The following is a 26,169-nucleotide window of genomic DNA, read 5'->3' on the forward strand; positions in this document are numbered from 1 at the left end:
CAGACCTTTTTTAGTTTATAAGTGTTTTGTTATTTAGCAATATTAACCGCTCTGGTTTCGCGGATTACCGTAATCTTCACCTGACCTGGATAAGTCATTTCGGTTTGGATTTTCTGTGAAATATCAAATGATAAGTTTCCGGCCATTTCGTCGCTTACTTTTTCGCTTTCTACAATCACGCGTAGTTCGCGTCCAGCTTGGATAGCATAAGCGTTTTTAACGCCGTTAAATCCGTAAGCTATATCTTCAAGGTCTTTCAAACGTTGGATGTATGAATCCAATACCTGACGTCTTGCGCCCGGACGAGCTCCTGAAATGGCGTCACAAACCTGGATGATAGGAGAAATCAATGATTTCATTTCAATTTCATCGTGGTGTGCTCCAATCGCGTTGCATACTTCTTCTTTCTCTCCATATTTCTCTGCCCATTGCATACCTAAGATGGCGTGTGGCAATTCGCTTTCTGTATCAGGAACTTTTCCTATGTCGTGAAGTAAACCGGCTCTTTTCGCTAATTTAACGTTTAAGCCTAATTCAGCAGCCATGATACCACAAAGTTTGGCAACTTCTCTGGAGTGTTGTAATAAGTTTTGTCCGTAAGAAGAACGGTATTTCATACGTCCCACAATTTTAATCAACTCAGGGTGTAATCCGTGGATCCCTAAATCGATAACAGTGCGTTTACCAACTTCAATGATTTCGTCATCGATTTGTTTTGCTGTTTTAGCAACAACTTCTTCGATACGTGCCGGGTGGATACGTCCGTCTGTTACCAGTTTGTGTAGAGCTAAACGTGCAATTTCACGGCGTACAGGGTCAAAACAAGAAAGGATGATAGCTTCCGGTGTATCGTCAACTATAATCTCAACACCGGTAGCGGCTTCTAAGGCACGGATGTTGCGTCCCTCACGTCCGATGATTCGTCCTTTTACATCGTCAGATTCAATGTTGAAAACAGAAACACAGTTTTCCACTGCTTCTTCTGTCCCTACACGTTGAATAGTGTTGATGATGATTTTTTTGGCTTCCTGCTGAGCAGTAAGTTTTGCTTCTTCAATTGTTTCCTGAATGTGTGCCATAGCGTTTGTTTTCGCTTCGGCTTTCAGGCTTTCCACCAATTGATTTTTAGCTTCATCGGCAGAAAGTCCGGAAATGGTTTCCAGTTGTTCTACCTGGCTTTTATGAAGACGGTCTATTTCTACTTGTTTTTTCTCGATATGTTCTAAACGATTGTTGTAGTCGTTTATTTTGTTATCGGCTTCATCGTTTAATTTTTTGGTTTTAGCCAATTCGTTTGAAACCTGAGATTCTTTATCACGGGTTCTTTTCTCTGCTTCTGCAATTTTTTTGTCTTTGGCTAAAATTTCTTTTTCATGCTCAGACTTCAGTTCCAGGAATTTTTCTTTTGCCTGAAGTAATTTATCTTTTTTGATGGATTCAGCTTCAACTTTTGCGTCTTTTAAGATGGAAGCAGCTTCTTTTTTAGCGTTTTTAATCAGATTGGAAACATTTGTTTTCTCTAAATATTTCGCAATCCCAAAACCAATTCCGATTCCGGCAAGACAGCCAATAATTATAATTAATGTGCTCATAGTGTGTTTGAAAATTATATATAAAAAAAGCCTACATTAGGGGTATTGCATAAACTCGTGAAGACAAGTTTTGAGTTAACTCGCTGTTCAAGGACCTGCTCAGGGCAGTTTGCTTTAGAAACGAAGATTCACTCATTTTAATTTGTTAGTGTTGAGTTTATCAAATAGGTACTAATGTAGGCAGTATCTTAGTTTATGTAAAGAACGTGTTTATTTAGAAAGAATTCTACTCATCTTTTCATCTATTTCTTTTAAGCGGTCAAAAGCTTTTTCCATATCGGTAGATTGGTCAATTTTTTTTTGTTCCACTTGCGAAGCAAACTGAAGTGCGCACATGGCCAACACATCCTGTTTGTCTCTTACGGCATAGTTTTCTTCGAATTGCTTAATCATGGCATCAATCTTCTTTGAGGCTGTCCTTAAGCCTTCTTCCTGCGAATAATCCACGGTTAAGGGATATACGCGGTCTGCAATTGATATTTTTATTTTAAGCTTTTCACTCATTCTTTTTAATCAGAAAGTTGTGCTATACAATAATCGATTTCGCGAATTAATGAATTTATTTTGAGTTTCGTTTCTCTTTTATTTTCGTCACTGCCAAGTAATGAATTAGCCATTTTGAGGGTTTCGTATTGGTTTTTCAATGTGGAAATTTCCTCTGACTGCTTGCCGATAATGTTTGAAGACTTCAATAAATCATTTCGCAATTCCTGATTTGTTTTTTCTAAATTATCCAGCTTTTGGACTAATTTAGAGAATTTAATTTCAAGAGAATCAATGATTTCAGTTAATTCACTCATTACAGACCTGTTTCATTACACGATTTTACAAAGTTAGTATTCCATTTGATAAATAACAATACTTTTGTTTAAATTTTAAAAAATGTTTCAACTCTTTTGGTAATAATTTGTGGTGTAGTCAGTTATATAAAATTTGTTGTGCTGTTCTTTTAATAGCGGTTTTTTTCTATCTTAGCTAACTATTAGCCAAAATTATTATATATGAAATTGCCGTATTTATTACTGTTTTTATCCGCCATTTGCCTTGGTCAAACCCAAGAGTACCCCAAAGATTATTTCCGTACCCCCTTAGATATCCCATTGTATGCCTCAGGCTCTTTTGCGGAACTTAGAGGAAATCATTTTCATTCAGGTTTGGATTTCAAAACCCTGCAAAAAGAAGGGCTTCCGGTTTATGCAGCTGCAGATGGTTTCGTTTCGCGCATAAAAATTTCCGAAAAAGGATATGGTAAGGCTATTTACATAACGCATCCCAATGGTTTTACTACAGTTTATGGTCACCTGAAAAAGTTCGAGGAACCTCTTGCTGATTTTATTGAAAAGCGACAATATGCCCAAAAATCATATGAGATTGAGATTTTTCCGGGAGCCGGTGAGTTACCTGTAAAAAAAGGGCAATTGATTGCTTTTTCCGGGAATACTGGGAGCTCGGGAGGAGCACATCTGCATTTTGAAATCCGTGATACCAAAACGGAAGAAACCATAAATCCGATGTTTTTTGGTTTTGATATTCTGATGCCGGACACGAAAGCTCCTGTTATTAACGATCTTGTAGCATATGCGGTTGGTGACAGCTCCGTTGTGAATAATTCGCAAAGGCCTATTCCTGTAAGTTTGTCGCTTCAGCCTGATGGCAGTTATCTTGCTTCTAAAGTTTTGGCGAAAGGAGCAATCGGTTTCGGAATCAACACTTATGATTTGTCTGATAAAAATTTCAACTGGAATGGGATTTACAAAGTGGAAACTTTTTTAAACGGAAGCAAGTTGTTTGCGTATGAATTTGACCGATTCGCTTTCGATGAAACCCGCTACATCAATAATTTTATAGATTACTCCCGTTACAAAACGATAGATCAAACGGTCCAAAAATTGTTTTATAAGAAACCTTATCCTTTTTCTCTGATAAGCAGAAATAATAAAAATGGACAGGTAGTTGTACTTCCTGATATGGTTTACAATTATCGCATTGAAATTTCTGATTTTCATAAGAATAAACGCATGATCAATATTCCGATCCAATATTCCAATGCCGAACCGACCATTGCAAAAGTGGAAAAAAAGACACCATATTTTGTAAAATCCAAAAACGATAACAATTATACCAAGGATAATATTTCTGTATTTATTCCGGAAGGTTCTTTTTACGATGATTTTTATCTGGATTTCGATGTAAAAGACAATGTGCTGTTTCTTCATAACGAAACGGTTCCAGTTCACAATAACCTGACGGTTACTTTCGATGTTACGAATATTTCTGATGTTAATCGTGAAAAATCCTTTATTGCAAGAATGAATGGAGGCGGAGCGGAGTATTTTACAACCTATAAAAAAGGTAATCTGCTTTCCATCCGTACCAAAGAATTGGGAAAATTCAAAATAATGACCGATACGGTTGCTCCTAAAATTTACCGTCCTTCCTTTTCTGAAGGAAGCAATCTGAATAATTCGGATTCAATCAGTGTTCGTATCAATGATGATTTGTCCGGTATTAAGGAATACAATGGTTACTTAAACGGTAAATGGATTTTAATGGATTATGATTTTAAAACTAAATCCCTGACGCATTATTTTAGTGACGCTGTTTACGATGAAGGGGAAAACGAATTAAAAGTGGTTGTTTCCGATAAAATGGGAAATTCCACTATCTTTGAAACTCATTTTTTTAAAACTAAAACCTATTCACCAGTTGAAAAAACTAATTAATCTCCTGATTCTCTTTATTTTTATCACAGGATTTGTTTCGCATGCACAGACCGCAAGAGTAAAAGGTGTTTTATTGGATGAATCCAATATGCCTATTGAAGATGCTACCGTTAAAGTGGGAGACATAACAACTAAATCAAATGAAAACGGTTTCTTTCAGATAAAAATCCCTGCTAATGTTAAGGTAATAATTGAAATTACACACGTTTCCTATAAAAAATCAACGGTTACTGTTGAATTGAAAAATAACGAGGACTATGAGCTGAATGTTGTTTTGAATCAAAAATCGGAACAATTGGGTGAAGTTGTGATTTCCGGCGGCGGAAGAAAACGGGTTGAGGGTGTAACTACCATAGAACCCCAGGTTATCAGGATGATTCCCGGTGCCAACGCAGGTGTGGAAAACATTCTGAAGACGTTGCCTGGTGTTTATTCGAATAACGAATTGAGTACGCAATATGCAGTTCGAGGCGGTAATTATGACGAGAATTTAGTTTACGTTAATGAAATTGAAGTCTACCGACCATTCCTGATTCGCTCTGGGCAGCAGGAAGGTTTGAGTTTTACCAATACGGAAATGGTTTCCAATGTGGATTTCTCGGCCGGAGGTTTTCAGGCTAAATACGGAGACAAATTGTCGTCTGTACTGGATATTACTTATAGGAGGCCTACAAGATTTAGGGCTGCTTTGGATGCGAGTTTGCTGGGTGGAAGCGCTACTGTTGATTTAGTATCCAAAAATCAGAAATGGAGCAATATTACCGGAATCCGCTACCGAAACAACAGTCTGCTTGTTAATAGTCAGGAAACACAAACTAATTACACTCCAACATTTGCCGATGTTCAGACGCAGATTAATTATGACGCCTCTGCAAAGTGGGAGTGGAGTTTTCTAGGGAATATTTCTCAAAATAAATACAAATACGAACCCTTAACGCGTCAGACAAATTTTGGAACTATCGATGAGCCTATAGCCTTACAGGTTTTTTATGAAGGTCAGGAAAAGGACGAGTATGTAACTTATTTTGGTGCTATAAAGTCAACATATCAAGCTAATGAAAATTCTAAATACAAGTTTATCGGTTCAATCTACCATACGCAGGAGCAGGAGTACTTTGATATTCTGGCGCAATACCGTTTGGGGGAAATTGATTCCAACATTGGTTCCGATACTTTTGGTGATGTGGTTTATTCGCGTGGGGTGGGATCACAACTAACGCATGCAAGAAATAATTTGGATGCTTTAATAGTAAATGCTGAAGTAAAGGGGTTTCATGATATTAAAAAGAAAAGCAGTCAGGTAGAATGGGGGTTTAAATATACCAGAGAAGATATCCGTGACAGGCTTGTGGAATGGGAAGTGGTGGATTCGGCAGGTTTTTCATTGCCACAGCCACATATAGTTTTGCCTAACGATCAGCCGTATACGCCTTATTATGGGCCGTTGGCTCCTTATCAGAATGTAAGGGCAACGAATTTTGTTCAGATTAATCGTTTTTCCGGGTACGGACAATGGAACTACAGAGGGACTATCGGTTCGAGTCAGTTTTGGGTTAACGCAGGTGCCCGCGTGCACGATTGGAAGGTTCAGGGAGATAACCTGAATGGGAAGAATCAAATTGTTTTTAGCCCGAGAGCACAGTTCGCTATCAAACCGGAATGGAGAACCGACATGCTTTTTCGTTTGTCTGGAGGATTGTACCAGCAGCCGCCTTTTTACAGGGAACTAAGAGATTACAGTGGAACAGTTAATCCGGATGTGAAAGCCCAAAAATCCTATCATATTGTCGTAAGCAATGATTACAGTTTTAAATTGTCCGGCAGACCGTTTAAATTGGTTTCGGAAGCGTATTATAAAATTTTGGATGATGTCAATACATACACAATTGATAATGTCCGTATTCGCTATAGGGCCAATAATGATGCGGTAGCGTATGTGTATGGCGCTGATTTTCGTTTGAATGGGGAATTTGTTCCTGGGACTGAATCCTGGTTTAGTTTCGGTTATCTTAAAACGGAGGAAAATCAGAATGACCGTGGTTATATCTCGCGTCCGACGGATCAGCGTTTGAAATTCGGATTGCTGTTCCAGGATTATATGCCAGCCCTTCCCAATATGAAATTATACCTGAATTTGGTGTATAATACTGGATTGCCAGGAGGTTCGCCTTCTTATGCCGATCCATATCTATATCAGTTGCGTCTTAATGATTACCGTCGCGCCGATGTAGGTTTTTCTTATGTGTTTAAAGATGCAACCATCCAGTCAACTAAAAATTGGCTGAAAAAATTCAAGGAGCTTAGTTTGGGATTTGAAATTTATAATATGTTTAATAATCAGAATGCCATTACCAATACATGGGTGCGTGATGTGTATACGAAGAGCCAGTATGCAATTCCCAATTATATGACGACTCGTACATTCAACATAAAATTGAATGCCAGATGGTAGTTCCTGATTTAATTGTTTTATATTTGATAGACAAAATTGTTTCGAAATGAAAAACTTCTCAAAATACTCTGTACTAGTTTTGTTAGCTCTTTTGGCAAGTTGTAAAGGTGAAGCAGAAAAGCCAAAGGTAATTTATGAAGGAGAGAAAAATACTCCGGAAAAAACAGTTGTTAAGGATTCTTCACAAATCAAAATAGCTGATTTGCCTATTTACATGGAAGGGTCAAAATATCTGATTCACGCTATAGGCGACGTAAGGGTATCAGCTGAAGGAGGTAGTTACGGATCTAGTAAGACCAATTCGATGAGTTATGCTATTTCGAATTACAATCGTTTCGAACTGACAGGTTATTTCGAGAATTTGAAATTTCAGCATATTGATTCTACAGATTTACGTCCGCTAACAGATAAGGCTGTGCAGATTCAGACAGCAACTTATCTTAATACGATTTATGATAAATCGAAACAACAGATTCTGGTTTATTCTTTAGTGGATTCTGATACGAACAAGGATGGGAAGTTGGATGCTAATGATATTAAGGCGCTTTATATTAGTACCATGAGTGGTCAGAAGTTTACCAAACTGTCTACAGAATTACAGGAATTAATAGACTGGAGTGTAGTGGAAGTGCAAAACAGGCTGTACTTTAGAACAATTGAGGATATCAACAAAAACGGAGCCTTCGACAAGAATGATAAAGTTAACTACCATTTCGTGAATTTGCTGTCAAAAGATTGGGCTGTGGAGACCTATGAGCCAATAAAATAAATTTCCCGATTTAAATCAAAATATCGCTTTCCAGGTCTGATTTTTCTATTTCGAAGCCGAAGCCAAGTTTGGATACAAGTTCGATAACCAGTTTCTTATACCAATTTTCGCTTTTGGGGTGGATGTATATTTTTTCGATCATCTTGTTGATGTCAACATCTATTTTCAGGCCATCGTTAATGGTTAGTTTTTGAGAAGTAACATCGGAGATTATTCGTACTTCGTTCTCATATTGAAAACTTTTACGTTTAAAAAGAAAAGGGAAAAAAGCATCATCAAACGGAATCAGCTCTTTCTTGTAATCGATGTAGTTTACTTCGCCAATATATTGTTCAGTAAACCTTTCCTTCTGTAAAGCCTCTTTCAGTCTTCCTATGGTTGATTGTATTGCTAATCCTTCATTGTTTTTGGTGAAAATCTGCCACATGGCAAAACTTTCGTATTCATTGGTATGCCAACTGCTGATTACTACATTTTCACGATGTGATTTGTAATAGTTTAAAAACTTAGGGTTGTTCTGAGAGATTTTTTTGATTTCTTCAAACGTGGGTTCGCTGAAGGTGCCTTCGTACTGATCCTCAAATTTATCGGAACGCGACATAAACATTTTACCCGAAATCAACAGGTCTAAAAATTTAGACATATCCATGTATTTCCAGATGATGGTATCCGGATTTTCAGGGATTTTGATATTCGGGTTGTTTACGTACATTTTAGCGGATCTTAAATTCTAAAAATCAAACAATCCAACAGTTTTCAATAATCTACTCAAACGACTGCATCATCACCAATTTGGAATAAGCGCCGTTTTGAGCTAATAATTCGTCATGTCTTCCTTGTTCGACAATTTTCCCTTTTTTCATAACGACAATCATATCTGCTTTTTGAATAGTCGAAAGTCGGTGGGCAATTACTATAGAAGTTCGGTTTTGCATCATGTTTTCCAATGCCACCTGAACTAATTTTTCGCTTTCAGTGTCCAATGCAGAAGTAGCTTCGTCAAGGATCATGATTGGCGGGTTTTTCAAAACAGCTCTTGCAATGGATAAACGTTGCTTCTGACCTCCGGAAAGCTTATTGCCGGCATCACCAATATTGGTGTTGATTCCTTCAGGTAAGTCTTTCACGAATTCATAGGCGTTGGCTATTTTTAAAGCCTCTATGATTTCTTCGTCTGTAGCGTTTTGTTTGCCTAAAAGGATGTTGTTTTTAATCGTGTCGTTAAACAAAATGCTGTCCTGAGTCACCAATCCGATTAAGTTTCTTAGTGAATGCATTTTCATGTCTTTGATGTCAGTGTTATCAACTTTAATGTTTCCTTCCTGAACATCATAAAAACGGGTTAACAAGTTTGCAATCGTGCTTTTTCCGCTACCGGATTGTCCTACCAAAGCTACTGTTTTTCCTTTAGGGACGTTAAGTGAAAAGTCTTTCAGGACATTTTCCTTTGTATAACGGAAATTAATGTTCTCGATGCTTATCTTGTCCTCAAATGTAGTTTTTTCAACCGCATTGGTTTTGTCGATGATTTCGTTTTCAACTTCCAATACGGCAAAAACACGCTCTGCTGCAGCAATACCGTTCTTTACGGCATAAGATGCTTTGGATATTGCTTTAGCCGGAGTAAGGATGTTATAAGCCAATCCCATGTATGCCAGGAAATCAGCTCCGTCTAGCGTTTTGTCTATAAGAACCAGGCTTCCGCCGTACCAAAGCAATACTGCGATCGTGATGATTCCCATGAATTCACTCAAAGGAGAGGCCAGGTTGTTTTTCTTGCCGATTTTATTTGACAGGTATAAAAGACGGTTGATGGAATTGTTAAAATGTCCTTTAAAATGGTTTTCCGCATTGTAACTTTTAACGATTTTTAATCCCGATAAACTTTCTTCAACGATGGAAATCAAATGTCCGCTTTCGTTTTGAGCCTGTAAGGATCGTGCTTTTAAGTTTTTTCCAATTTTAGAGATTATCAGTCCGGAAATAGGAATGAAAATAAAAACGAAAAGCGTTAGTTTAAAACTAATGGTGAACATCATGGCTATGGAAAAAATGATGGTCATGGGTTCCTTAACGATAAGTTCCAGGATGGAGAAAAAGGAGTTTTGTACTTCATTTACATCACCGAGCATTCTGGCCATCACGTCGCCTTTTCTTTTTTCGGAATAGTATGAGATGGGCAACTCAATTATTTTGTCGTACATGGTTTTACGCAAATCACGCAACACCCCGTTTTTAAGGTGCATCATATGAAAGGATGCCAGATAACTGAACAAATTCTTGAAAAGAAACGTCGAGATAACCAGGGAAACTACTAAAAAAAGAGCTTTTTGCGGCCCATTGTTATGAGTTAACTGCGTAATGTTATAGTACAGTAAATCTTCAGCATATCCCATAATATGGAAGAAGTCTTCCCAAACGGGAGGGGTTACTACTTTCTTGGTTTTGTCAAACAATACGTTCATCATTGGGATAAGCGTAATGAACGAAAGCGTACTAAATAAAGCGTATAAAACATTATAAATCACATTCCATATCACGTGTGATTTATAAGGTTTTACAAAAGGGAAAATTTTTGATATAATTTTATTCATTTAATTCAATTGCATTTCAGCAATAATTTTTTTGATTTTAGTATCCAGATAAGCCTCAGCTTCGGGAACATCGGCAATAGTTTCAATGGCGCAGTTGACACTGAAGTAGAATTTTATTTTAGGTTCCGTTCCGCTAGGACGCGCACAGATTTTACTTCCGTCTTCAAGGTAGTAAATCAGTACATCTGATTTCGGAATGGAAAGCGGTTCTGTTTCATCGGTAAATAAATTTCGTACCGTCGAATTCTGATAGTCTTCGATGCAAACCACCCGTTCTCCGTTGATTTCATGTACCGGATTTTCACGAAGGTCAATCATCATCTGTTTGATTTCGTTAGCGCCTTCAATTCCTTTTTTGGTAATGGAAATCAGGTGTTCCTTGTAAAAACCGAAATCAGTGTATAACTGAAGCAATTCCTGATAAATTGAACTTCCTTTTTCCTTGGCTTGAGCTGCTATTTCACACATTAAAAGGGTAGAGGCTACAGCATCTTTATCCCTAACCGCATCACCAACCATAAATCCGAAACTTTCTTCTCCGCCTCCGATGAATTTCTGATTAGGGAAATCCTTAATCATTTTGGCAATCCATTTAAAACCGGTCAAACCTACTTTGCATTCAACATCATATGCAGAAGCCAGCTCCTGCATCATCGGTGTTGAAACGATGGTGGAGCCAACAAATTCCGTTCCAGTTAGTTTTCCTTGCTTTTTCCATTCCTGAAGCAGAAAATGTGTCATGACAACCATGGTTTGGTTGCCGTTTAACAATGTCATCTTTCCATTATCATCCCGCACAGCAACGCCCAATCTGTCGGAATCCGGATCGGTTCCAACCACAATGTCAGCATGAGTTCGTTCTGCCAGTTCCATTGCCATTGCCAATGCTTCCGGTTCTTCTGGGTTTGGTGATTTAACTGTTGGGAAATTTCCGTCTGGTTCAGCCTGCTCTTTTACAATTTCAACATTCGGATAGCCTGCCTTTGCTAAAACATCGGGAACCAGTTTTATGGAAGTCCCGTGAAGTGAAGTGAAAACGATTTTAAGGTTTTCTTTGGCTGCAGATGAAGTATTAAACGTTGCGTTTTCAATGGACGAATCAATAAAGGCTTCGTCAATTTCTGTGTCGATGTATTCGATTAAGTCGTTGTTGGCTTCAAATTTAATTTCGCTGTAATCCAGTGCTTCAATCACCTGAATGATTTCATGATCTTGAGGCGGAACTAATTGGCCGCCGTCCTGCCAATATACTTTGTATCCGTTGTATTCCGGCGGATTGTGCGAGGCAGTCAGGACGATTCCTGCATGGCATTCCAAATATTTTACTGCAAATGATAATTCGGGAGTCGGACGCAAATCGGAAAAAAGGAAAACTTTAATTCCATTTGCGGAAAACACATCAGCTACCACTTTTGCCAACGTGTCGCTGTTATGACGGCAATCGTAGGCAATGGCTACTTTTAATTGTTCGTTCGGGAATGTCTTTTTAAGATAGTCTGACAGTCCCTGCGTGTTTTTTCCTAAGGTGTATTTGTTGATTCGATTAGTTCCCACGCCCATGATTCCGCGCATACCGCCCGTTCCGAATTCCAGGTTTTTATAAAAACTGTCTTCCAGTTCTTTAGGAGATGTTGTCATTATTTCACGAATCGCTTCGTGGGTGTCGTTATCAAATGTTGGCGTTAGCCAGATGTTTACTTTGTCTAAAATTGCTTTTTCAATGTGCATTTTCAATTCTGATTTACAGATTTAACTCTTTAGAAATTTTATAGCGTTCTTCATTGTTTTTGGTTCTTAGGATAATTTCACCTAAAAAACCGGCAAGAAAGAGTTGTGTGCCTATAATCATGGTAGTAAGAGCAATATAAAACCAAGGGTTGTTGGTTACTAAAATTGCGTCTTCATGAGTGTATATTTTGTATAATTTCATGATACCGATGTAGCCGGCAGATAAAAACCCGATGAGGAACATTACCACTCCCAGCGCGCCAAAAAGGTGCATCGGGCGTTTTCCGAATTTTGAGATGAACCAAATCGTGATTAAATCCAAAAAGCCGTTTATGAATCGTTCCATCCCGAATTTAGTGGAACCGTATTTTCGCGCCTGATGGATTACTACTTTTTCACCGATATTCCCAAATCCTGCATTTTTCGCCAAAACAGGAATGTATCTGTGCATTTCGCCTGATACTTCAACGTTTTTTACGACGATATTTTTGTAGGCTTTCAACCCACAGTTGAAATCGTTCAGTTGTACGCCTGATGTTTTTCGGGCCGCCCAGTTGAATAACTTTGAAGGCAGGTTTTTGGAAACAACCGAATCGTATCTTTTCTTTTTCCAGCCCGAAACCAAATCGTAATTATCGATGGTGATCATGCTGAAAAGTCCTGGGATTTCGTCGGGACTGTCCTGTAAATCTGCGTCCATGGTGATAATTACATCACCTTGTGCTTTGGCAAAACCCGCATGAAGCGCCTGTGATTTTCCGTAATTGCGTAAAAAACGAATTCCTTTAACGTTAGGATTTTCAGCAGAAAGCTGTTCAATAGTTTTCCATGAATTGTCGGTGCTGCCGTCATCAATGAAAATAACTTCATAAGAGAAGTTGTTTTCTTTCATGACTTTTACAATCCACGAATGCAATTCGGGCAACGATTCCTGCTCGTTGAGTAAAGGAATTATAATGGATAAGTTCATTAATTATTCTAAGTTCGATGTTTTGTTTCTGAAGATTAAGGCTAGAAGTGCCCCGAAAATGGCTGATAAAATAAAATTGAAAACAAGTCCTTTTCCTTGATTTGCAACAGAATAATTGTCTGTGTTCTGCATTTTTTCGGCAACTTCTTTTATTTTTTCGGTCGGTGCGCCTGCTTTTTTCATCATGTTTACAGTGTATTCAATCACTTCATTGTTCAATGTTTCTTTTGCTTCCGGATCTATAACATTGAATAATAAAATGTTGAAAATTACGGCCATTGTTGCTCCAATGGCTCCTGCAATGAAGTATACTGTGAAAGCTTCTTTAAAAGTAATTAAACCGTTTAATTGTTTTTTGGTCTTTGAAACCAAAACTATCCCAATAATTATGTAAACGACAATCATGATTAATCCCAGCCAGAGATTTGTGAATAGTTTTATGTCTATGGCATAGAGTGATGCTGTTAAAAGGATTGAAATAAAACCGATAACAATTCCGTAGTTAATCCCGTTTTTTTTAATTACTTCGTTCATAGTTTTCTATTGGTTTAAATAATTTACAAATATATGAATTCTATACTATCGTAGAGTTAGTTTGAAGAATTGAAAAAAAGTTACACAATAATTTGAATATTAAAAATTAGTTGTACATTTGCAGCCTGAATAAATAAAAAGATTATAAACAAAAAGTTACAAGCGTTTATACCTTTTGTATATAAAAGCATCAGAACGGTTTGTAACCAATTAATAAAAACGATTTACCATGAAAAAAGGAATTCACCCGGAAAATTACAGATTAGTAGCATTTAAAGATATGTCAAACGAGGATGTATTTATTACTAAATCTACTGTAGAAACTAAAGATACAATCACTGTTGATGGTGTTGAATACCCAGTATACAAAATGGAGATCTCTAGAACATCTCACCCTTTCTATACAGGTAAATCTAAACTTATCGATACTGCAGGACGTATTGATAAATTCAAAAGCAAATACGCTAAATTCAGCAAATAATTGTTGTTTTTACATTATACGGAAGCCTCTCAGTTTTGAGAGGCTTTTTTATTTTTATCTGATGGAAAACTTTGTAACTTTGGAATTCGGTTAACCAAATGACCGCATCAACAAATAAACAAAATATGAACTACATACTTTTTGACGGAACCGTTCGCGACGCTTTGCTTCCGTTTACATTTACCCGACCTGTGGCCGATATCCGAATAGGGATTTTGACCATTCGTGAAAAATGGGAAAAATATTTGGGCTACACTACTACGACGTTAACAGAAGAATATCTGATGGAGAAATATCCAATGGTGGAAATGGAAGAGAATGTGATGATTAATGCTTCTTTTTTGCCAAATGAAATTCTATCCGAAATGGTTCGTTCACTCGAAGCTAATCAGGCTATTTTCTGCAATGATGAGGTAGTGGCTTTTTACAGTAAAGAAAATCAGGAAGAAGTTGATTTTGATACGTATGACATTATTGATTACACTGAAGACTGTCTGAAAATTGAGCACACTTGGGATATTTTTCAGAAGAATGACGCTGCCTTGCGCGAGGATTTTGATTTGATAACAGAAGGCCGTTTTTCGCAGCCGATTCCGAAAAGTGTCAACGTAATTGCACCGGAAAATGTTTTTATTGAAGAAGGGGCGAAGTTAGAGTTTGTTACGTTAAACGCATCTACAGGGCCAATTTACATTGGTAAAAATGCAGAAATTATGGAGGGTTCTGTGATCCGTGGTCCTTTTGCATTGTGTGAAGAAGCGCAGGTGAAGCTGGCAACGAAAGTGTATGGTGCAACCACGGTTGGACCACATAGTCGTATTGGAGGTGAGGTAAACAACTCTGTACTTTTCGGGTATTCCAATAAGGGGCATGACGGGTTTTTAGGGAATTCGGTTTTAGGGGAATGGTGTAACATTGGAGCCGACAGTAATAATTCGAACTTAAAGAATAATTACGAAGAAGTGAAACTATGGAGTTACGAAACCGAAGGTTTTGCCAAAACAGGTCTTCAGTTCTGCGGTTTGATGATGGGTGATCACAGTAAATGTGGTATCAATACCATGTTCAATACCGGAACAGTTGTAGGGGTTAGTGCTAATATTTTTGGAAGTGGATTCCCTCGTAATTTTATACCGAGTTTCTCCTGGGGTGGTGCGTCTGGATTTACGACCTACATCACCAAAAAGGCATTTGAAACGGCTAAAATTGTGATGTCCCGTCGTCATGTGGAATTCACGGAACAGGATGCCGCTATTTTGGAGCATGTTTTTGAGGAAACAAAAAAATACAGAAAAGAATAGTCTGAATTTTATGCAAATTATATAACCACGATTACGAGAGTAGTCGTGGTTTTTTTTGTAAATTTATTCTCTAAACTTTGAAAGCTATGTATAGAATAGAGAACGATTTATTGGGAGATATGCAGGTTCCGGCGAATGCTTATTACGGAATTCAGACGCAAAGAGCTATTGATAATTTTCAGATATCCGGAGTGAAATTACATCAGTTTCCTGAATTTATTAAAGGATTGGCTTATGTAAAATGGGGTGCTGCCGAAACTAATTTTCAACTGGGATTACTTGATGAAAAACTCAAAAATGCCATTGTGGAAGCTGCTAAGGAAGTTGTTGCCGGAAAATTCGACAAGGAATTTCCTATTGATATGATTCAGGGTGGAGCGGGTACTTCTACAAATATGAATATCAACGAAGTTTTGGCAAACCGTGCTTTGGAATTGATGGGCTATCAAAAAGGGGAGTATCAACATTGTTCGCCTAATGATCATGTGAATTTATCCCAATCTACGAATGACGCTTATCCTACTGCCATCCGAATAGCAGGTGTTCGTTCCAACATGTTGTTGATTGAGCATTTGAAAGATCTGATTAAATCGATTCGAAATAAAGGTGAAGAGTTTAAGCATGTATTGAAAATGGGAAGAACCCAATTGCAGGATGCCGTACCGATGACGCTTGGTCAGGAATTTGAAGCTTTTGCGGTAACGCTGGAAGAAGAAATCGAACGACTGACACAAAATTCCAATTTGTTTCTGGAAACCAATATGGGAGCAACTGCTATCGGAACCGGGCTTAACGCTGCTCCGGGTTATGCAAAATTGTGTGCCGAAAATCTGGCTAAGGTTACCGGACTGGCGATTGTGTCGGCTCCTAATTTGATTGAAGCCACTCCGGATACGGGAGCCTATGTGATTTATTCTTCGGCCTTGAAACGTATGGCCATCAAAATCTCGAAAATCTGTAACGATTTACGTTTGCTTTCTTCCGGACCTCGCTGTGGTTTAAATGAAATCAATTTACCGCCAATGCAGCCAGGATCCTCAATTATGCCTGGAAAAGTAAATCCGGTAATTCCCGAAGTGATGAATCAGGTTTGTTTCCGTGTAATCGGTAATGATTTGACTGTAACGATGGCATCGGAAGCTGGACAATTGCAATTAAATGTTATGGAACCAGTGTTGACTTATGCAATCATGGAATCCATGCAATTATTATCAAACGGAATGGATACGTTGCGACAAAAATGTATCGAAGGTATCACGGCCAACGAAGAGCATTGCCGCGAAATGGTGCTGCATAGCATCGGAATTGTGACGGCTCTTAATCCGTACATCGGATATAAAAACAGTACCAAAATTGCCAAAGAAGCGTTGGAAACCGGAAAAAGTGTTTACAATCTGGTTCTAGAGCATAATATTCTATCGAAGGAACAGATAGATGATATACTGAATCCTGAAAATATGCTTGCTCCCAAAAAAGGATAATCTTAAAAAGCCACGAAATATAAATCGTGGCTTTTTTATTAAAATTTGGCTCTGTTTAATGATTTTCTAGTCTTGGTAAAAAAAGTTCTATCCTGTTGAAGAAGTTGAGCGTTTTTTAGGAAATTAATCTTCCCATCCACAAAGTCCCAGACCTTTATCCAAAGCTTCAGATTTTGAAACTTTCTTTATTTCATGTTTGCAATTGGATAATCCACGGCAATTTTCGTTATAATGGTATTTTTTGGCATTCGGACTAACGCAGATATAAACGTTTGCCGATGAAAATGATGTTAACGAGGCAAACGCAAGTATGTAGATTACTTTTCTCATTTTATTTTCCTTTTTTCAAAGTTACTAAATTCAATACGTTAATTCTTAAAGACTTATGTTTTTAATTCGCGGTTTGCAAATAACTGGAATATAGCTTATTAATAATTTTAGGAAACGGATTATTGTCCGTAAATTTGCCAACTCAATTTTTTGACAACGATTTCATTAATTGAGCTTACTTATGGAAAATAAAAAGAAAGTGGCGTTCTACACGCTGGGCTGTAAACTGAATTTTTCAGAAACATCAACCATTGCCAGAAATTTTCAAGACGAGGGTTTTGAACGTGTTGATTTTGAAGAAGTGGCCGACATTTATGTGATTAACACATGTTCAGTTACCGACAATGCGGATAAGCAATTCAAACAGATTGTAAAAAAAGCAATGAAGCTTAATAACAAGGCATTTGTTGCGGCAGTGGGCTGTTATGCACAGTTAAAACCTGAAGAACTGGCCGATGTTGATGGCGTGGATTTAGTTTTGGGTGCTACAGAAAAATTTAAAATCACCGACTATATTAATGATCTGTCCAAAAACGATATGGGCGAGGTGCATTCCTGTGAAATCGAAGAAGCTGATTTTTATGTAGGGAGTTATTCGATTGGAGACAGGACCCGTGCCTTTTTGAAAGTCCAAGACGGATGCGACTATAAATGTACATATTGTACCATTCCATTGGCGAGAGGGATTTCCCGAAGTGATACGATGGAAAACGTGCTGAAAAATGCAAAAGAAATTTCCGGGCAGGGTATTAAGGAAATCGTTTTAACCGGAGTAAACATTGGTGACTACGGTAAAGGGGAGTTCGGAAATAAGAAACACGAACATACGTTTTACGAATTGGTTCAGAATCTGGATAAAGTGGAAGGAATCGAGCGTTTGCGAATTTCATCCATCGAACCAAATCTGTTAAAAAATGAAACCATCGATTTCGTATCACAAAGCCGAACGTTTGTACCACATTTTCATATTCCGCTGCAATCGGGAAGCAATGAGGTTCTGAAAAAAATGAAACGCCGCTATATGCGAGAATTGTATTCGGAACGTGTTGCTAAAATCAGGGAAGTGATGCCGCATGCCTGCATTGGAGTGGATGTTATTGTTGGTTTTCCGGGAGAAACCGACGAATTGTTTTTAGAAACTTATCATTTCCTGAACGAGTTGGATATTTCATATCTGCATGTTTTTACTTATTCAGAAAGAGATAATACTGAAGCGACTGAAATGGAAGGTGTAGTTCCGTCTAATGTACGGGCAAAACGCAGCAAGATGTTACGAGGGCTTTCCGTTAAAAAAAGACGCGCATTTTATGAAAGTCAAATCGGAACCAACAGAACAGTTTTGTTTGAAGGGGAAAATAAAGAAGGCTACATTCATGGTTTTACCGAAAATTACGTAAAAGTAAAAACACCTTGGAATCCGGAACTTGTAAATACGTTGCATGAAATCAATCTAACCCGAATTGATGAAGACGGAAGCGTTCGATTGGAGTTTTTGAATGCTGAAGTGGGAAAATAGTCAATAGAAAATAGAATATAGAATATAGAAAAAAGAGTATAGGTGTTGTGTCTATACTCTTTTTTGTTTTCTCTGTATTCTTTTTCTAATACTTATAATGAAAGCGCAGTTTAGTAATGCGGAACACATTATCTCCCAACTGCTCTATGAATTCAAATTTATTTCTTCCCGGCTGGGTAAAAGAAACGATGGAGTTGGCATCGATTTCGTAGTACATGCCTTCGCCTTCCATCATAAATCGGTCGCCGTTTTTACGATAAGCAGAACGGATTAAATCGAACTCAAACAAATTCCACGTAGAGGTATCGGCGTTAAAATCACCAGCAGAAGAACAGATGCCTTCGGTGACTTCGGTTTTGCTGCCATAATATTTTTCTATATTCTCAAAAAAATGGATGATATCGGTGTAGAATTCTTCTTGTGTCATGTGCTAAAAATACATTAATTTTTTAGAAATAAAAAAGTCGTTCTGTTTTTAGAACGACTTTTGTTTTTTAGTTAGATTTTTATTCCAGGCGGAAGTAATTCTTTGTAAACCGGATTTTTTCTAAAAAAAGCGGCCACCTTCGGATGAATGGGGACTACTTTCCATTTTTTTTCTTCTGCGACCAATAGAATCTGTTTTAAAAAATCAGACATGGTTTCCGACCCGTCAAATTGCTCTGGGATATTCACCTTGGATAAAAAAATCTTTTTCTCCTGAAATGAATATTCAATCGTGAGTAGCTGACCATCAACAGTCGTTTCAAACTGCCTCGAAAATTCATTGTTTTTAATAACCATTTGAGGGATTTTGTTGTTGAATAATTACTCTGCAAAGTTACTCATTTGATAATCAATATCAAACTGTTTGCTGAGGTATTGGGAAAACATAGGTAGGGTTTACTGTTGTAGATAAAATTTTAAGTTTTTTGATATCTCAAATAATTGAGAAAAAGTACTATTTTTATGAAAATTTCAAGTTTGTTTTAAGCTGAATTCAAATACCAGTCAATGAGTAGAATACCTGTTTATTTTATGCCGGGTTTGGCAGCGAGTCCGAAAATTTTCGAAAGAATAAAATTGCCTGAAGATCAATTTGAGGTTCATCTGCTGGAATGGTTTTTGCCGGAGAAAAAAGAGACACTGACAGGTTATGCAAAAAGGATGGCAGAAAAAATTAAGCATGATGATGCGGTTTTGATTGGCGTGTCCTTTGGAGGGATTTTAGTTGAGGAAATTGCTAAGATTAAACCTGTCCGTAAAACCATTATTATCTCGAGTGTAAAGAGCATGAAAGAGTTTCCGAGAAGAATGAAGTTTGTCAGGAATACTAAAATGTATAAACTCATTCCTAAAAGGCTGTTTTCTAAAGTGGAATATTTGTTGAAATACAGCAAGAGCCCGAGAATGAAAGAGCGTTTGGAGTTGTATCGGACTTATCTTTCGGTAAACGATGTGAAATACCTGACATGGGCGATTGAAAACGTATTGATGTGGGGCAGGACTGAGGTCGACGAAAAAGTTGTTCATATTCATGGGGATAAGGACGATGTGTTTCCGATTAAGAACATTAAAAATTGTATAGTGGTAAAAGGAGGGACTCATGCTATGATTCTGTTTAAACACAAATGGATGAATGAAAATCTCCCAAGAATAATAACCGAATAAAAAAGGAATATGAAGATGATCAAAAGAGTCGCGGCAGTTGCGGCAGTAGTAATTGTGAGCGGTGTTTTTATTTATGCTGCATCAACTACACAAGCAAAAGGGAGAGTGTATGAATTTACACAGATTCCTACGGATATTGATTTTTCGGGAGAAAAGGTTCCGTTGAACATTTCGGATGTGAGTGAACGTTTTGATCGCGAATTGACCGTAAATGTGAATCTTCACGCTACGACCGAACTGGTTATCAAAAGAGCTAACCGAGTTTTTCCGGTAATTGAGCCTATTTTGAAAAGATACGGTGTACCGGACGATTTTAAATATTTGGCCGTGATTGAAAGTGGCTTGGTTAATGTTACTTCACCATCTGGCGCAAAAGGTGTTTGGCAGTTTATGCCTGAAACGGCTAAGCAAATGGGGATGGAAGTGAATGATATAGTGGATGAACGCTATCATTTGGAAAAATCGACTGAATTGGCTTGTCAGTATCTGGTGAAAGCCAAAGCTAAATTTGGAAACTGGACCATGGCGGCAGCTTCTTATAATGGGGGTGTGAATGGAATGGATCGTTTCATGGTAGCGCAAAAAGTGACTGATTATTATGATTTGCTGGTGAATGAAGAAACATCCCGTTATGTTTTCAGGATTTTGGCGTTGAAAGAAATTATGCAGAATCAGAAGAAATACGGTTACGAGTTGCCTTCTGAAATTCTTTACAAGCCAATCCCGACCAAAAAGATTGAAGTTTCTGAGAATATTCCTGATTTGGCTTCTTTTGCTATCGAACAGGGTATTAATTACAAAATTTTAAAGATTCATAATCCTTGGTTGCGCGATAAATCTCTTGTGGTGCAGCCCGGAAAGGTCTATACCGTTGAAATTCCGTTGGAAGGATATACAAGGTAAAAATGAGAACCATGACATTAGCTACAGTTATTGCTTTGATTTTTATTGGCTTACTGGCCGGTATGTTAAGCGGGTTGGTCGGTATTGGAGGCGGAATAATAATGGTTCCGCTTTTATTGTTGTTGGGATTTTCTCAACATTCGGCCCAGGGAACCAGTTTGGCTGTTTTGTTGCTTCCGGTGACGGCTTCGGCAGTTTACAATTATTATAAAGAAGGCTATCTCGACTGGAGATATGCTGTCCTGATAGCGGTCTTCTTTGTGGTTGGAGGTTATTTCGGAAGTAAACTGGCGGTTACAATTGATGCTAAGATGCTTAAAAAAATTTTCGGAGTAGTGTTGTTGATTGTTGCCGGTAAAATGATTTTAGGTAAATAGTTATTTTGAAATCCCGTTTCCGTCCTTAATGTTGGCTTCGTTTATGAGTAAAGGACTGACGGCATCATGAAAGCGATTGTAGTTGAGGTCGAAGGATTCTTCGTAAGGTATTTTGGTTCCTGAATTAATCCCGCCCCTGCGAATGTCAATTAGATTCATCCCTTCGTCAATTAAAAAGGTGGTTGGGATGCCTAAGGTATGTTTTAAAGTTGATACAAGATAATCGTCTCTGTTGTATGTTTCATGGGCGTAGCAAACCTCAATTGAACTTTCAAACTTCGATGCTATTTTTTTTATTTCCTCTTTTCTGTTCCAGAAAACGACTACGATCTGGATGTTTTTTCTGTATTTTTTTGCCAGTTTGTTTAGTGCTTCAATTTCTCCGTTTGCCGTAAGGCACCAAGTAGAATAGGTGAGAAGGTAAACAGGTTTTTTTACTTTGTTGAGAAAAAGTCTTTTTTTGTTGATACGCTGAAAGCTGAAATTATCAAAAGTTGTTCCGATGAGATAATTGTGAACGAGCGAATCGAGGAGTGTTTTCCCTAGTTCGTTTTCGCCTTTTTCGAATGCCGCATTAGCTTCTTTGATGTAAGGTTTTATGTTTTTGTGGATGTTGTAAGAAAGCAATTCATGTGCGCTGTCTTGTGCGGTAACTGTATAAGACAGAAGGTAAAAGGCTATAATTTTAAAGTAAAATTTCAGCATCTTTATCGTTTTGAATCGATAAAATTACGCTTAATATCGCTGAATCACTTGCTTTACCGATGAGCAACATAAATAGTCGTCAGGATACATTTTGAAATAAAAAAAGCGCTAAAAAAAGCGCTTTAAATACTGTAAATCAAATAGTTATATTTTCTTCATCTGCTCTTTCATCATTTTGATCTGATCTTTAAGCATGTTTTGTTTATCCAGTTTTTTTGCTTCATTTAATAAGTTGGTAGCTTCCACTTTTCTTCTGCGGGTCATGGCGATTCCGGCTAATTGTAATTTAGCTAAAGCCAAATCCTGATCCATGTTCAAGCCTAATTCGATAGCTTTTTTGAAATATTTTTCGGCAGCCGACAAATTGGTTTGAGATACCATGATTCCATTAAGGTAGTTAAAATAGCCTTGTTGTTTTCTAACTAGAGCCGTTTCCGGGTTTTTAATATAGGCAAGCCATTTGCCTGCACCTTCCAGGTTTTGTTTTCTCAACTGAAGGAAAGCCAGTAAGATAAATTCATTTTTGAAATAAAGTAAAATAAAGATTGAAGAGAAAAGAATCAGGAAAATACCGTTTCCAATATTGTCTTCGGTAAATTGCCAAATTCCTAATGCGATAACCAATCCGGCTAAAATCAATTTAATATTTCTGTGAAACATAGCGGTTTTATTTTTAAGTTTGCAAATGTAATAAATAGAAAGGGCAACTGAAAAAAAGTTTTTTCAAAGTAATGAAAATCCTTAAATTTGCATTTCTAAATGATTAAAAAACAACAAGCTGACAGGGAATGAAAAAAAATATTTCAAACCTCTTGTTAGAAATAAAAGTCTTTGTATATTTGCACTCGGTTTTGAAGCGAGGTTAATTTCAAAGCTGAACATATTTAAAACACGATTTAAAGATAAAAAGCAATGAGTAAGAGAACGTTCCAACCTTCAAAAAGAAAAAGAAGAAACAAACACGGTTTCATGGACAGAATGGCTTCTGCTAACGGAAGAAAAGTTTTAGCACGCAGAAGAGCTAAAGGAAGACATAAGTTAACGGTTTCATCTGAGCCAAGACACAAAAAATAATGATTTTTTAAATCATGACATAGAGCGTTACTTTTTATCGGTAACGCTTTTTTTGTACCTTAGAGATAATAAAGACACAGTTTTTGTGTCTCAATAACTACAACAACACACACAATGCCTAAAGACACTTCAATCAAATCGGTTTTAATTATTGGTTCAGGACCTATCGTAATCGGACAAGCCTGTGAGTTTGACTACTCAGGATCGCAATCTGCACGTTCTTTAAGAGAAGAGGGAATCGAAGTAATTTTGATTAATTCGAATCCGGCAACTATCATGACCGACCCATCCATGGCCGATCATATCTATTTAAAACCGCTTACCACAAAATCAATCATCGAAATCTTAAAAGCGCATCCGCAAATTGATGCCGTTTTGCCAACAATGGGTGGGCAAACCGCTTTGAATTTATGTTTGGAAGCTGATGAAAAAGGTATCTGGACGGATTTCGGAGTGCGATTGATCGGAGTTGATGTAAATGCCATCAATATCACGGAAGACAGAGAGCAGTTCAAACAATTATTAGAAAAAATCGAAATCCCGGTTGCGCCTGCAAAAACAGCAAATTCATTCCTTAAAGGGAAAGAAATTGCTCAGGAGTTTGGTTTCCCACTTGTAATTCGTCCTTCGTTTACGTTGGGAGGAACAGGTGCTGCTTTTGTACACAAAAAAGAAGATTTCGACGATTTGTTAACGCGTGGTTTGGAAGCTTCTCCAATCCATGAAGTATTGATTGACAAAGCGCTTTTAGGCTGGAAAGAATACGAATTAGAATTATTACGCGATAAGAACGATAATGTTGTAATTATCTGTACTATCGAAAATATGGATCCGATGGGAATCCACACCGGAGACAGTATTACCGTAGCTCCTGCTATGACGCTTTCGGACAGAACGTTCCAGAGAATGCGTGATATGGCAATTTTGATGATGAGAAGTATCGGAAACTTTGCCGGAGGTTGTAACGTACAGTTTGCTGTTTCACCGGATGAAAAAGAAGACATTGTTGCGATTGAAATCAATCCGCGTGTATCGCGTTCGTCTGCATTGGCATCAAAAGCGACAGGATATCCAATCGCTAAAATCGCTACAAAATTAGCTTTAGGTTATTCGCTTGATGAATTACAAAACCAGATTACAAAATCAACTTCGGCTTTATTCGAACCAACTTTGGATTACGTTATCGTGAAAATCCCACGCTGGAACTTCGATAAATTTGAAGGAGCCGACAGAACATTAGGTCTTCAGATGAAATCGGTTGGTGAAGTAATGGGAATCGGACGTTCGTTCCAGGAAGCTTTGCATAAAGCAACCCAGTCGTTGGAAATCAAACGTAACGGTTTGGGAGCTGACGGAAAAGGTTACACGAATTTCGACCAGATCATCGACAAATTAACGCATGCCAGCTGGGATCGTGTATTTGTAATTTATGACGCGATTGCTATGGGAATTCCGTTAAGCAGAATTCACGAAATCACTAAAATTGACATGTGGTTCCTGAAACAATATGAAGAATTGTACATATTGGAGAAGGAAGTTTCAAAATACAAAATAGATACGTTACCAAAAGAATTGCTTTTGGAAGCGAAACAAAAAGGGTTTGCTGACCGTCAGATTGCTCACATGATGAACTGTCTGGAAAGCCAGGTGTACAATCTGCGCGAGCAAATGGGTGTGAACCGTGTTTATAAATTGGTTGATACTTGTGCGGCTGAGTTTAAAGCGCAAACACCTTACTACTACTCGACGTTTGAAGCGGAAATTGAAAAAGCCGACGGAACACGTTATGTAGACAATGAAAGTATAGTAACAGATAAGAAAAAAGTAATCGTTTTAGGTTCTGGTCCAAACCGAATCGGACAGGGAATCGAGTTTGATTATTCTTGCGTTCACGGAGTTTTGGCTGCGGCTGAATGCGGTTATGAAACAATCATGATCAACTGTAACCCTGAAACAGTTTCAACAGATTTCGATACAGCTGATAAATTGTATTTCGAACCGGTATTCTGGGAACACATCTACGACATCATCCGTCACGAGAAACCGGAAGGAGTGATTGTTCAGTTAGGAGGTCAGACAGCGCTTAAATTGGCTGAAAAACTTTCTAAATACGGAATCAAGATTTTAGGAACAAGCTACGATGCGTTGGATTTAGCCGAAGACAGAGGGCGTTTCTCTGATTTGTTGACTGAACTGCACATTCCGTTCCCGAAATACGGAATCGCGGAAAGTGCTGAAGAAGCTTCAATTTTAGCTGATAAGTTAGACTTCCCGTTATTGGTTCGTCCTTCATATGTATTGGGTGGACAGGGAATGAAAATCGTAATCAACAAACAAGAACTTGAAGAACATGTAATCGATTTGTTGAAATCAATCCCAGGTAATAAATTATTGTTAGACCATTATTTGGATGGTGCAATTGAAGCAGAAGCAGATGCAATCTGTGATGGCGAAAATGTATACATCATCGGAATCATGGAACATATCGAGCCTTGTGGGGTTCACTCCGGAGACAGTAACGCGACTTTACCGCCATTCAACATCGGTGAATTTGTGATGCAACAGATTAAGGATCATACTAAAAAGATTGCCTTGGCACTGAAAACGGTTGGTCTGATCAATATTCAGTTCGCGATTAAAGATGATATCGTTTACATCATCGAAGCGAATCCAAGAGCATCCCGTACAGTTCCTTTTATCGCGAAAGCTTACGGTGAGCCTTATGTAAATTACGCGACTAAAGTAATGTTGGGCCACAATAAAGTGACTGACTTCAACTTCAATCCGCAATTAAAAGGATTTGCTATCAAGCAGCCGGTATTCTCTTTCAGTAAGTTCAAAAACGTGAACAAAGCTTTAGGTCCTGAAATGAAATCAACAGGAGAAAGTATCTTGTTTATTGATGACCTGAAAGACGATCAGTTCTATGAATTGTATTCAAGAAGAAAAATGTATTTGAGTAAATAAAACTCAGATTCAGATAAAAGAA

At 37.8% G+C, this 26,169-nt stretch carries 25 protein-coding genes and 1 other RNA gene; 12 read left to right on the forward strand and 14 right to left on the reverse strand.

The genetic code is table 11. The features are described 5' to 3' along the window. Positions 1-29: 29 nt before the first annotated feature. The 4 genes from rny to FEDK69T_RS08310 form a co-directional block, all read right to left on the reverse strand. Entirely contained in the window at positions 30-1,592 is a 1,563-nt protein-coding gene (gene rny, locus FEDK69T_RS08300; protein ID WP_023573703.1) for a ribonuclease Y, read from the reverse strand. A gap of 51 nt (positions 1,593-1,643) precedes the next feature. Beyond that, a non-coding RNA gene (gene ssrS / locus FEDK69T_RS15685) (6S RNA) lies at positions 1,644-1,749 on the reverse strand. 53 nt (positions 1,750-1,802) lie between these two features. After that, the gene (locus FEDK69T_RS08305; RefSeq protein ID WP_023573704.1) at positions 1,803-2,096 is read right to left on the reverse strand and encodes a cell division protein ZapA; all 294 of its coding nucleotides are present in this window, start codon (positions 2,094-2,096) and stop codon (positions 1,803-1,805) included. Positions 2,097-2,101: 5 nt separating this feature from the next. After that, complete coding sequence (locus tag FEDK69T_RS08310) at positions 2,102-2,392, reverse strand: hypothetical protein (protein WP_023573705.1); 291 nt, start codon at positions 2,390-2,392, stop codon at positions 2,102-2,104. 201 nt (positions 2,393-2,593) lie between these two features. On the opposite strand from FEDK69T_RS08310, the gene FEDK69T_RS08315 reads away from it, so the two are divergent. From FEDK69T_RS08315 to FEDK69T_RS08325, 3 genes are read left to right on the forward strand one after another with little or no spacing between them, the layout of a single operon-like run. Continuing rightward, a complete protein-coding gene (locus FEDK69T_RS08315; protein ID WP_023573706.1) occupies positions 2,594-4,315 on the forward strand; it encodes a M23 family metallopeptidase in 1,722 nt (573 codons plus the stop codon). Further along, entirely contained in the window at positions 4,299-6,767 is a 2,469-nt protein-coding gene (locus FEDK69T_RS08320) for a TonB-dependent receptor (protein ID WP_262488005.1), read from the forward strand. The genes FEDK69T_RS08315 and FEDK69T_RS08320 overlap by 17 nt, the downstream gene beginning before the upstream one ends. A gap of 46 nt (positions 6,768-6,813) precedes the next feature. Further along, positions 6,814-7,536 carry a hypothetical protein gene (locus tag FEDK69T_RS08325; RefSeq protein ID WP_023573707.1) on the forward strand — a complete coding sequence of 241 codons (723 nt, stop codon included), beginning with the start codon at positions 6,814-6,816 and terminating at the stop codon, positions 7,534-7,536. 10 nt (positions 7,537-7,546) lie between these two features. On the opposite strand, the gene FEDK69T_RS08330 is transcribed toward FEDK69T_RS08325, so the two are convergent. From FEDK69T_RS08330 to FEDK69T_RS08350, 5 genes are read right to left on the reverse strand one after another with little or no spacing between them, the layout of a single operon-like run. Then, positions 7,547-8,248 (reverse strand): DUF2971 domain-containing protein, encoded by a 702-nt coding sequence (locus FEDK69T_RS08330; protein ID WP_023573708.1) that lies wholly within the window; start codon positions 8,246-8,248, stop codon positions 7,547-7,549. Between the two features lie 52 nt (positions 8,249-8,300). Further along, positions 8,301-10,130, reverse strand: coding sequence for an ABC transporter ATP-binding protein (locus FEDK69T_RS08335; RefSeq protein ID WP_023573709.1), 1,830 nt, complete (start codon positions 10,128-10,130; stop codon positions 8,301-8,303). After that, the gene (locus tag FEDK69T_RS08340; protein WP_023573710.1) at positions 10,131-11,858 is read right to left on the reverse strand and encodes a phospho-sugar mutase; all 1,728 of its coding nucleotides are present in this window, start codon (positions 11,856-11,858) and stop codon (positions 10,131-10,133) included. It abuts the gene before it with no gap. A 13-nt stretch (positions 11,859-11,871) separates the two neighbouring features. After that, complete coding sequence (locus FEDK69T_RS08345) at positions 11,872-12,828, reverse strand: glycosyltransferase family 2 protein (protein ID WP_023573711.1); 957 nt, start codon at positions 12,826-12,828, stop codon at positions 11,872-11,874. A 3-nt stretch (positions 12,829-12,831) separates the two neighbouring features. After that, positions 12,832-13,362 (reverse strand): DUF4199 domain-containing protein, encoded by a 531-nt coding sequence (locus FEDK69T_RS08350; RefSeq protein ID WP_023573712.1) that lies wholly within the window; start codon positions 13,360-13,362, stop codon positions 12,832-12,834. A 229-nt stretch (positions 13,363-13,591) separates the two neighbouring features. On the opposite strand from FEDK69T_RS08350, the gene FEDK69T_RS08355 reads away from it, so the two are divergent. From FEDK69T_RS08355 to aspA, 3 genes are all read left to right on the forward strand, one after another. Continuing rightward, complete coding sequence (locus tag FEDK69T_RS08355; RefSeq protein WP_023573713.1) at positions 13,592-13,843, forward strand: type B 50S ribosomal protein L31; 252 nt, start codon at positions 13,592-13,594, stop codon at positions 13,841-13,843. A 125-nt stretch (positions 13,844-13,968) separates the two neighbouring features. After that, positions 13,969-15,144 carry a GlmU family protein gene (locus FEDK69T_RS08360; protein ID WP_023573714.1) on the forward strand — a complete coding sequence of 392 codons (1,176 nt, stop codon included), beginning with the start codon at positions 13,969-13,971 and terminating at the stop codon, positions 15,142-15,144. An 86-nt stretch (positions 15,145-15,230) separates the two neighbouring features. Then, a complete protein-coding gene (aspA, locus tag FEDK69T_RS08365) occupies positions 15,231-16,625 on the forward strand; it encodes an aspartate ammonia-lyase (RefSeq protein ID WP_023573715.1) in 1,395 nt (464 codons plus the stop codon). Positions 16,626-16,748: 123 nt separating this feature from the next. Here aspA and FEDK69T_RS08370 read toward each other — a convergent pair whose 3' ends face one another. Next, entirely contained in the window at positions 16,749-16,955 is a 207-nt protein-coding gene (locus FEDK69T_RS08370; protein ID WP_023573716.1) for a hypothetical protein, read from the reverse strand. A gap of 181 nt (positions 16,956-17,136) precedes the next feature. Here FEDK69T_RS08370 and mtaB point away from each other — a divergent pair, with 181 nt between their 5' ends. Beyond that, positions 17,137-18,471: a tRNA (N(6)-L-threonylcarbamoyladenosine(37)-C(2))-methylthiotransferase MtaB gene (gene mtaB, locus FEDK69T_RS08375; RefSeq protein ID WP_023573717.1), complete on the forward strand. Its 1,335-nt coding sequence runs from the start codon at positions 17,137-17,139 to the stop codon at positions 18,469-18,471. Positions 18,472-18,556: 85 nt separating this feature from the next. Here mtaB and FEDK69T_RS08380 read toward each other — a convergent pair whose 3' ends face one another. Both FEDK69T_RS08380 and FEDK69T_RS08385 read right to left on the reverse strand, forming a co-directional pair. Continuing rightward, positions 18,557-18,898, reverse strand: a complete 342-nt coding sequence (locus FEDK69T_RS08380; protein WP_023573718.1) for a hypothetical protein — start codon at positions 18,896-18,898, stop codon at positions 18,557-18,559. A gap of 71 nt (positions 18,899-18,969) precedes the next feature. After that, positions 18,970-19,254: a GNAT family N-acetyltransferase gene (locus FEDK69T_RS08385; protein WP_023573719.1), complete on the reverse strand. Its 285-nt coding sequence runs from the start codon at positions 19,252-19,254 to the stop codon at positions 18,970-18,972. Between the two features lie 210 nt (positions 19,255-19,464). Between FEDK69T_RS08385 and FEDK69T_RS08390 the strand changes: the two genes are divergently transcribed. From FEDK69T_RS08390 to FEDK69T_RS08400, 3 genes are read left to right on the forward strand one after another with little or no spacing between them, the layout of a single operon-like run. Continuing rightward, positions 19,465-20,121, forward strand: coding sequence for an alpha/beta hydrolase family protein (locus tag FEDK69T_RS08390; RefSeq protein ID WP_023573720.1), 657 nt, complete (start codon positions 19,465-19,467; stop codon positions 20,119-20,121). 9 nt (positions 20,122-20,130) lie between these two features. Then, a complete protein-coding gene (locus FEDK69T_RS08395) occupies positions 20,131-21,024 on the forward strand; it encodes a lytic transglycosylase domain-containing protein (protein ID WP_023573721.1) in 894 nt (297 codons plus the stop codon). 11 nt (positions 21,025-21,035) lie between these two features. After that, complete coding sequence (locus FEDK69T_RS08400) at positions 21,036-21,401, forward strand: sulfite exporter TauE/SafE family protein (RefSeq protein WP_023573722.1); 366 nt, start codon at positions 21,036-21,038, stop codon at positions 21,399-21,401. Here the strand turns inward: FEDK69T_RS08400 and FEDK69T_RS08405 are convergent, their stop codons facing one another. Next, the gene (locus FEDK69T_RS08405; RefSeq protein WP_023573723.1) at positions 21,402-22,106 is read right to left on the reverse strand and encodes a TlpA family protein disulfide reductase; all 705 of its coding nucleotides are present in this window, start codon (positions 22,104-22,106) and stop codon (positions 21,402-21,404) included. It lies immediately after the preceding gene. 144 nt (positions 22,107-22,250) lie between these two features. Next, complete coding sequence (locus FEDK69T_RS08410; RefSeq protein WP_023573724.1) at positions 22,251-22,766, reverse strand: hypothetical protein; 516 nt, start codon at positions 22,764-22,766, stop codon at positions 22,251-22,253. Between the two features lie 252 nt (positions 22,767-23,018). On the opposite strand from FEDK69T_RS08410, the gene rpmH reads away from it, so the two are divergent. Together rpmH and carB are read left to right on the forward strand one after the other, a co-directional pair. Continuing rightward, positions 23,019-23,180: a 50S ribosomal protein L34 gene (gene rpmH / locus FEDK69T_RS08415; protein ID WP_008464848.1), complete on the forward strand. Its 162-nt coding sequence runs from the start codon at positions 23,019-23,021 to the stop codon at positions 23,178-23,180. 114 nt (positions 23,181-23,294) lie between these two features. Next, a complete protein-coding gene (gene carB, locus FEDK69T_RS08420) occupies positions 23,295-26,147 on the forward strand; it encodes a carbamoyl-phosphate synthase large subunit (protein ID WP_023573726.1) in 2,853 nt (950 codons plus the stop codon). Positions 26,148-26,169 lie beyond the last annotated feature (22 nt).

This window comes from Flavobacterium enshiense DK69, from assembly GCF_000498495.1.
GTDB classification, from domain to species: Bacteria; Bacteroidota; Bacteroidia; order Flavobacteriales; family Flavobacteriaceae; genus Flavobacterium; species Flavobacterium enshiense.

Coding starts and splice junctions, on each gene's coding strand:
- FEDK69T_RS08315 (WP_023573706.1), top strand. CDS start 2,594: ATGAAATTGCCGTATTTATTACTGTTTTTATCCGCCATTTGCCTTGGT.
- FEDK69T_RS08400 (WP_023573722.1), top strand. CDS start 21,036: ATGACATTAGCTACAGTTATTGCTTTGATTTTTATTGGCTTACTGGCC.
- FEDK69T_RS08405 (WP_023573723.1), bottom strand. CDS start 22,106: ATGCTGAAATTTTACTTTAAAATTATAGCCTTTTACCTTCTGTCTTAT.
- FEDK69T_RS08355 (WP_023573713.1), top strand. CDS start 13,592: ATGAAAAAAGGAATTCACCCGGAAAATTACAGATTAGTAGCATTTAAA.
- FEDK69T_RS08410 (WP_023573724.1), bottom strand. CDS start 22,766: ATGTTTCACAGAAATATTAAATTGATTTTAGCCGGATTGGTTATCGCA.
- FEDK69T_RS08310 (WP_023573705.1), bottom strand. CDS start 2,392: ATGAGTGAATTAACTGAAATCATTGATTCTCTTGAAATTAAATTCTCT.
- FEDK69T_RS08335 (WP_023573709.1), bottom strand. CDS start 10,130: ATGAATAAAATTATATCAAAAATTTTCCCTTTTGTAAAACCTTATAAA.
- FEDK69T_RS08385 (WP_023573719.1), bottom strand. CDS start 19,254: ATGGTTATTAAAAACAATGAATTTTCGAGGCAGTTTGAAACGACTGTT.
- carB (WP_023573726.1), top strand. CDS start 23,295: ATGCCTAAAGACACTTCAATCAAATCGGTTTTAATTATTGGTTCAGGA.
- FEDK69T_RS08325 (WP_023573707.1), top strand. CDS start 6,814: ATGAAAAACTTCTCAAAATACTCTGTACTAGTTTTGTTAGCTCTTTTG.
- FEDK69T_RS08395 (WP_023573721.1), top strand. CDS start 20,131: ATGAAGATGATCAAAAGAGTCGCGGCAGTTGCGGCAGTAGTAATTGTG.
- FEDK69T_RS08380 (WP_023573718.1), bottom strand. CDS start 18,898: ATGACACAAGAAGAATTCTACACCGATATCATCCATTTTTTTGAGAAT.
- FEDK69T_RS08340 (WP_023573710.1), bottom strand. CDS start 11,858: ATGCACATTGAAAAAGCAATTTTAGACAAAGTAAACATCTGGCTAACG.
- FEDK69T_RS08305 (WP_023573704.1), bottom strand. CDS start 2,096: ATGAGTGAAAAGCTTAAAATAAAAATATCAATTGCAGACCGCGTATAT.
- FEDK69T_RS08330 (WP_023573708.1), bottom strand. CDS start 8,248: ATGTACGTAAACAACCCGAATATCAAAATCCCTGAAAATCCGGATACC.
- mtaB (WP_023573717.1), top strand. CDS start 17,137: ATGGAAAATAAAAAGAAAGTGGCGTTCTACACGCTGGGCTGTAAACTG.
- FEDK69T_RS08345 (WP_023573711.1), bottom strand. CDS start 12,828: ATGAACTTATCCATTATAATTCCTTTACTCAACGAGCAGGAATCGTTG.
- FEDK69T_RS08370 (WP_023573716.1), bottom strand. CDS start 16,955: ATGAGAAAAGTAATCTACATACTTGCGTTTGCCTCGTTAACATCATTT.
- rpmH (WP_008464848.1), top strand. CDS start 23,019: ATGAGTAAGAGAACGTTCCAACCTTCAAAAAGAAAAAGAAGAAACAAA.
- aspA (WP_023573715.1), top strand. CDS start 15,231: ATGTATAGAATAGAGAACGATTTATTGGGAGATATGCAGGTTCCGGCG.
- FEDK69T_RS08350 (WP_023573712.1), bottom strand. CDS start 13,362: ATGAACGAAGTAATTAAAAAAAACGGGATTAACTACGGAATTGTTATC.
- FEDK69T_RS08360 (WP_023573714.1), top strand. CDS start 13,969: ATGAACTACATACTTTTTGACGGAACCGTTCGCGACGCTTTGCTTCCG.
- FEDK69T_RS08390 (WP_023573720.1), top strand. CDS start 19,465: ATGAGTAGAATACCTGTTTATTTTATGCCGGGTTTGGCAGCGAGTCCG.
- rny (WP_023573703.1), bottom strand. CDS start 1,592: ATGAGCACATTAATTATAATTATTGGCTGTCTTGCCGGAATCGGAATT.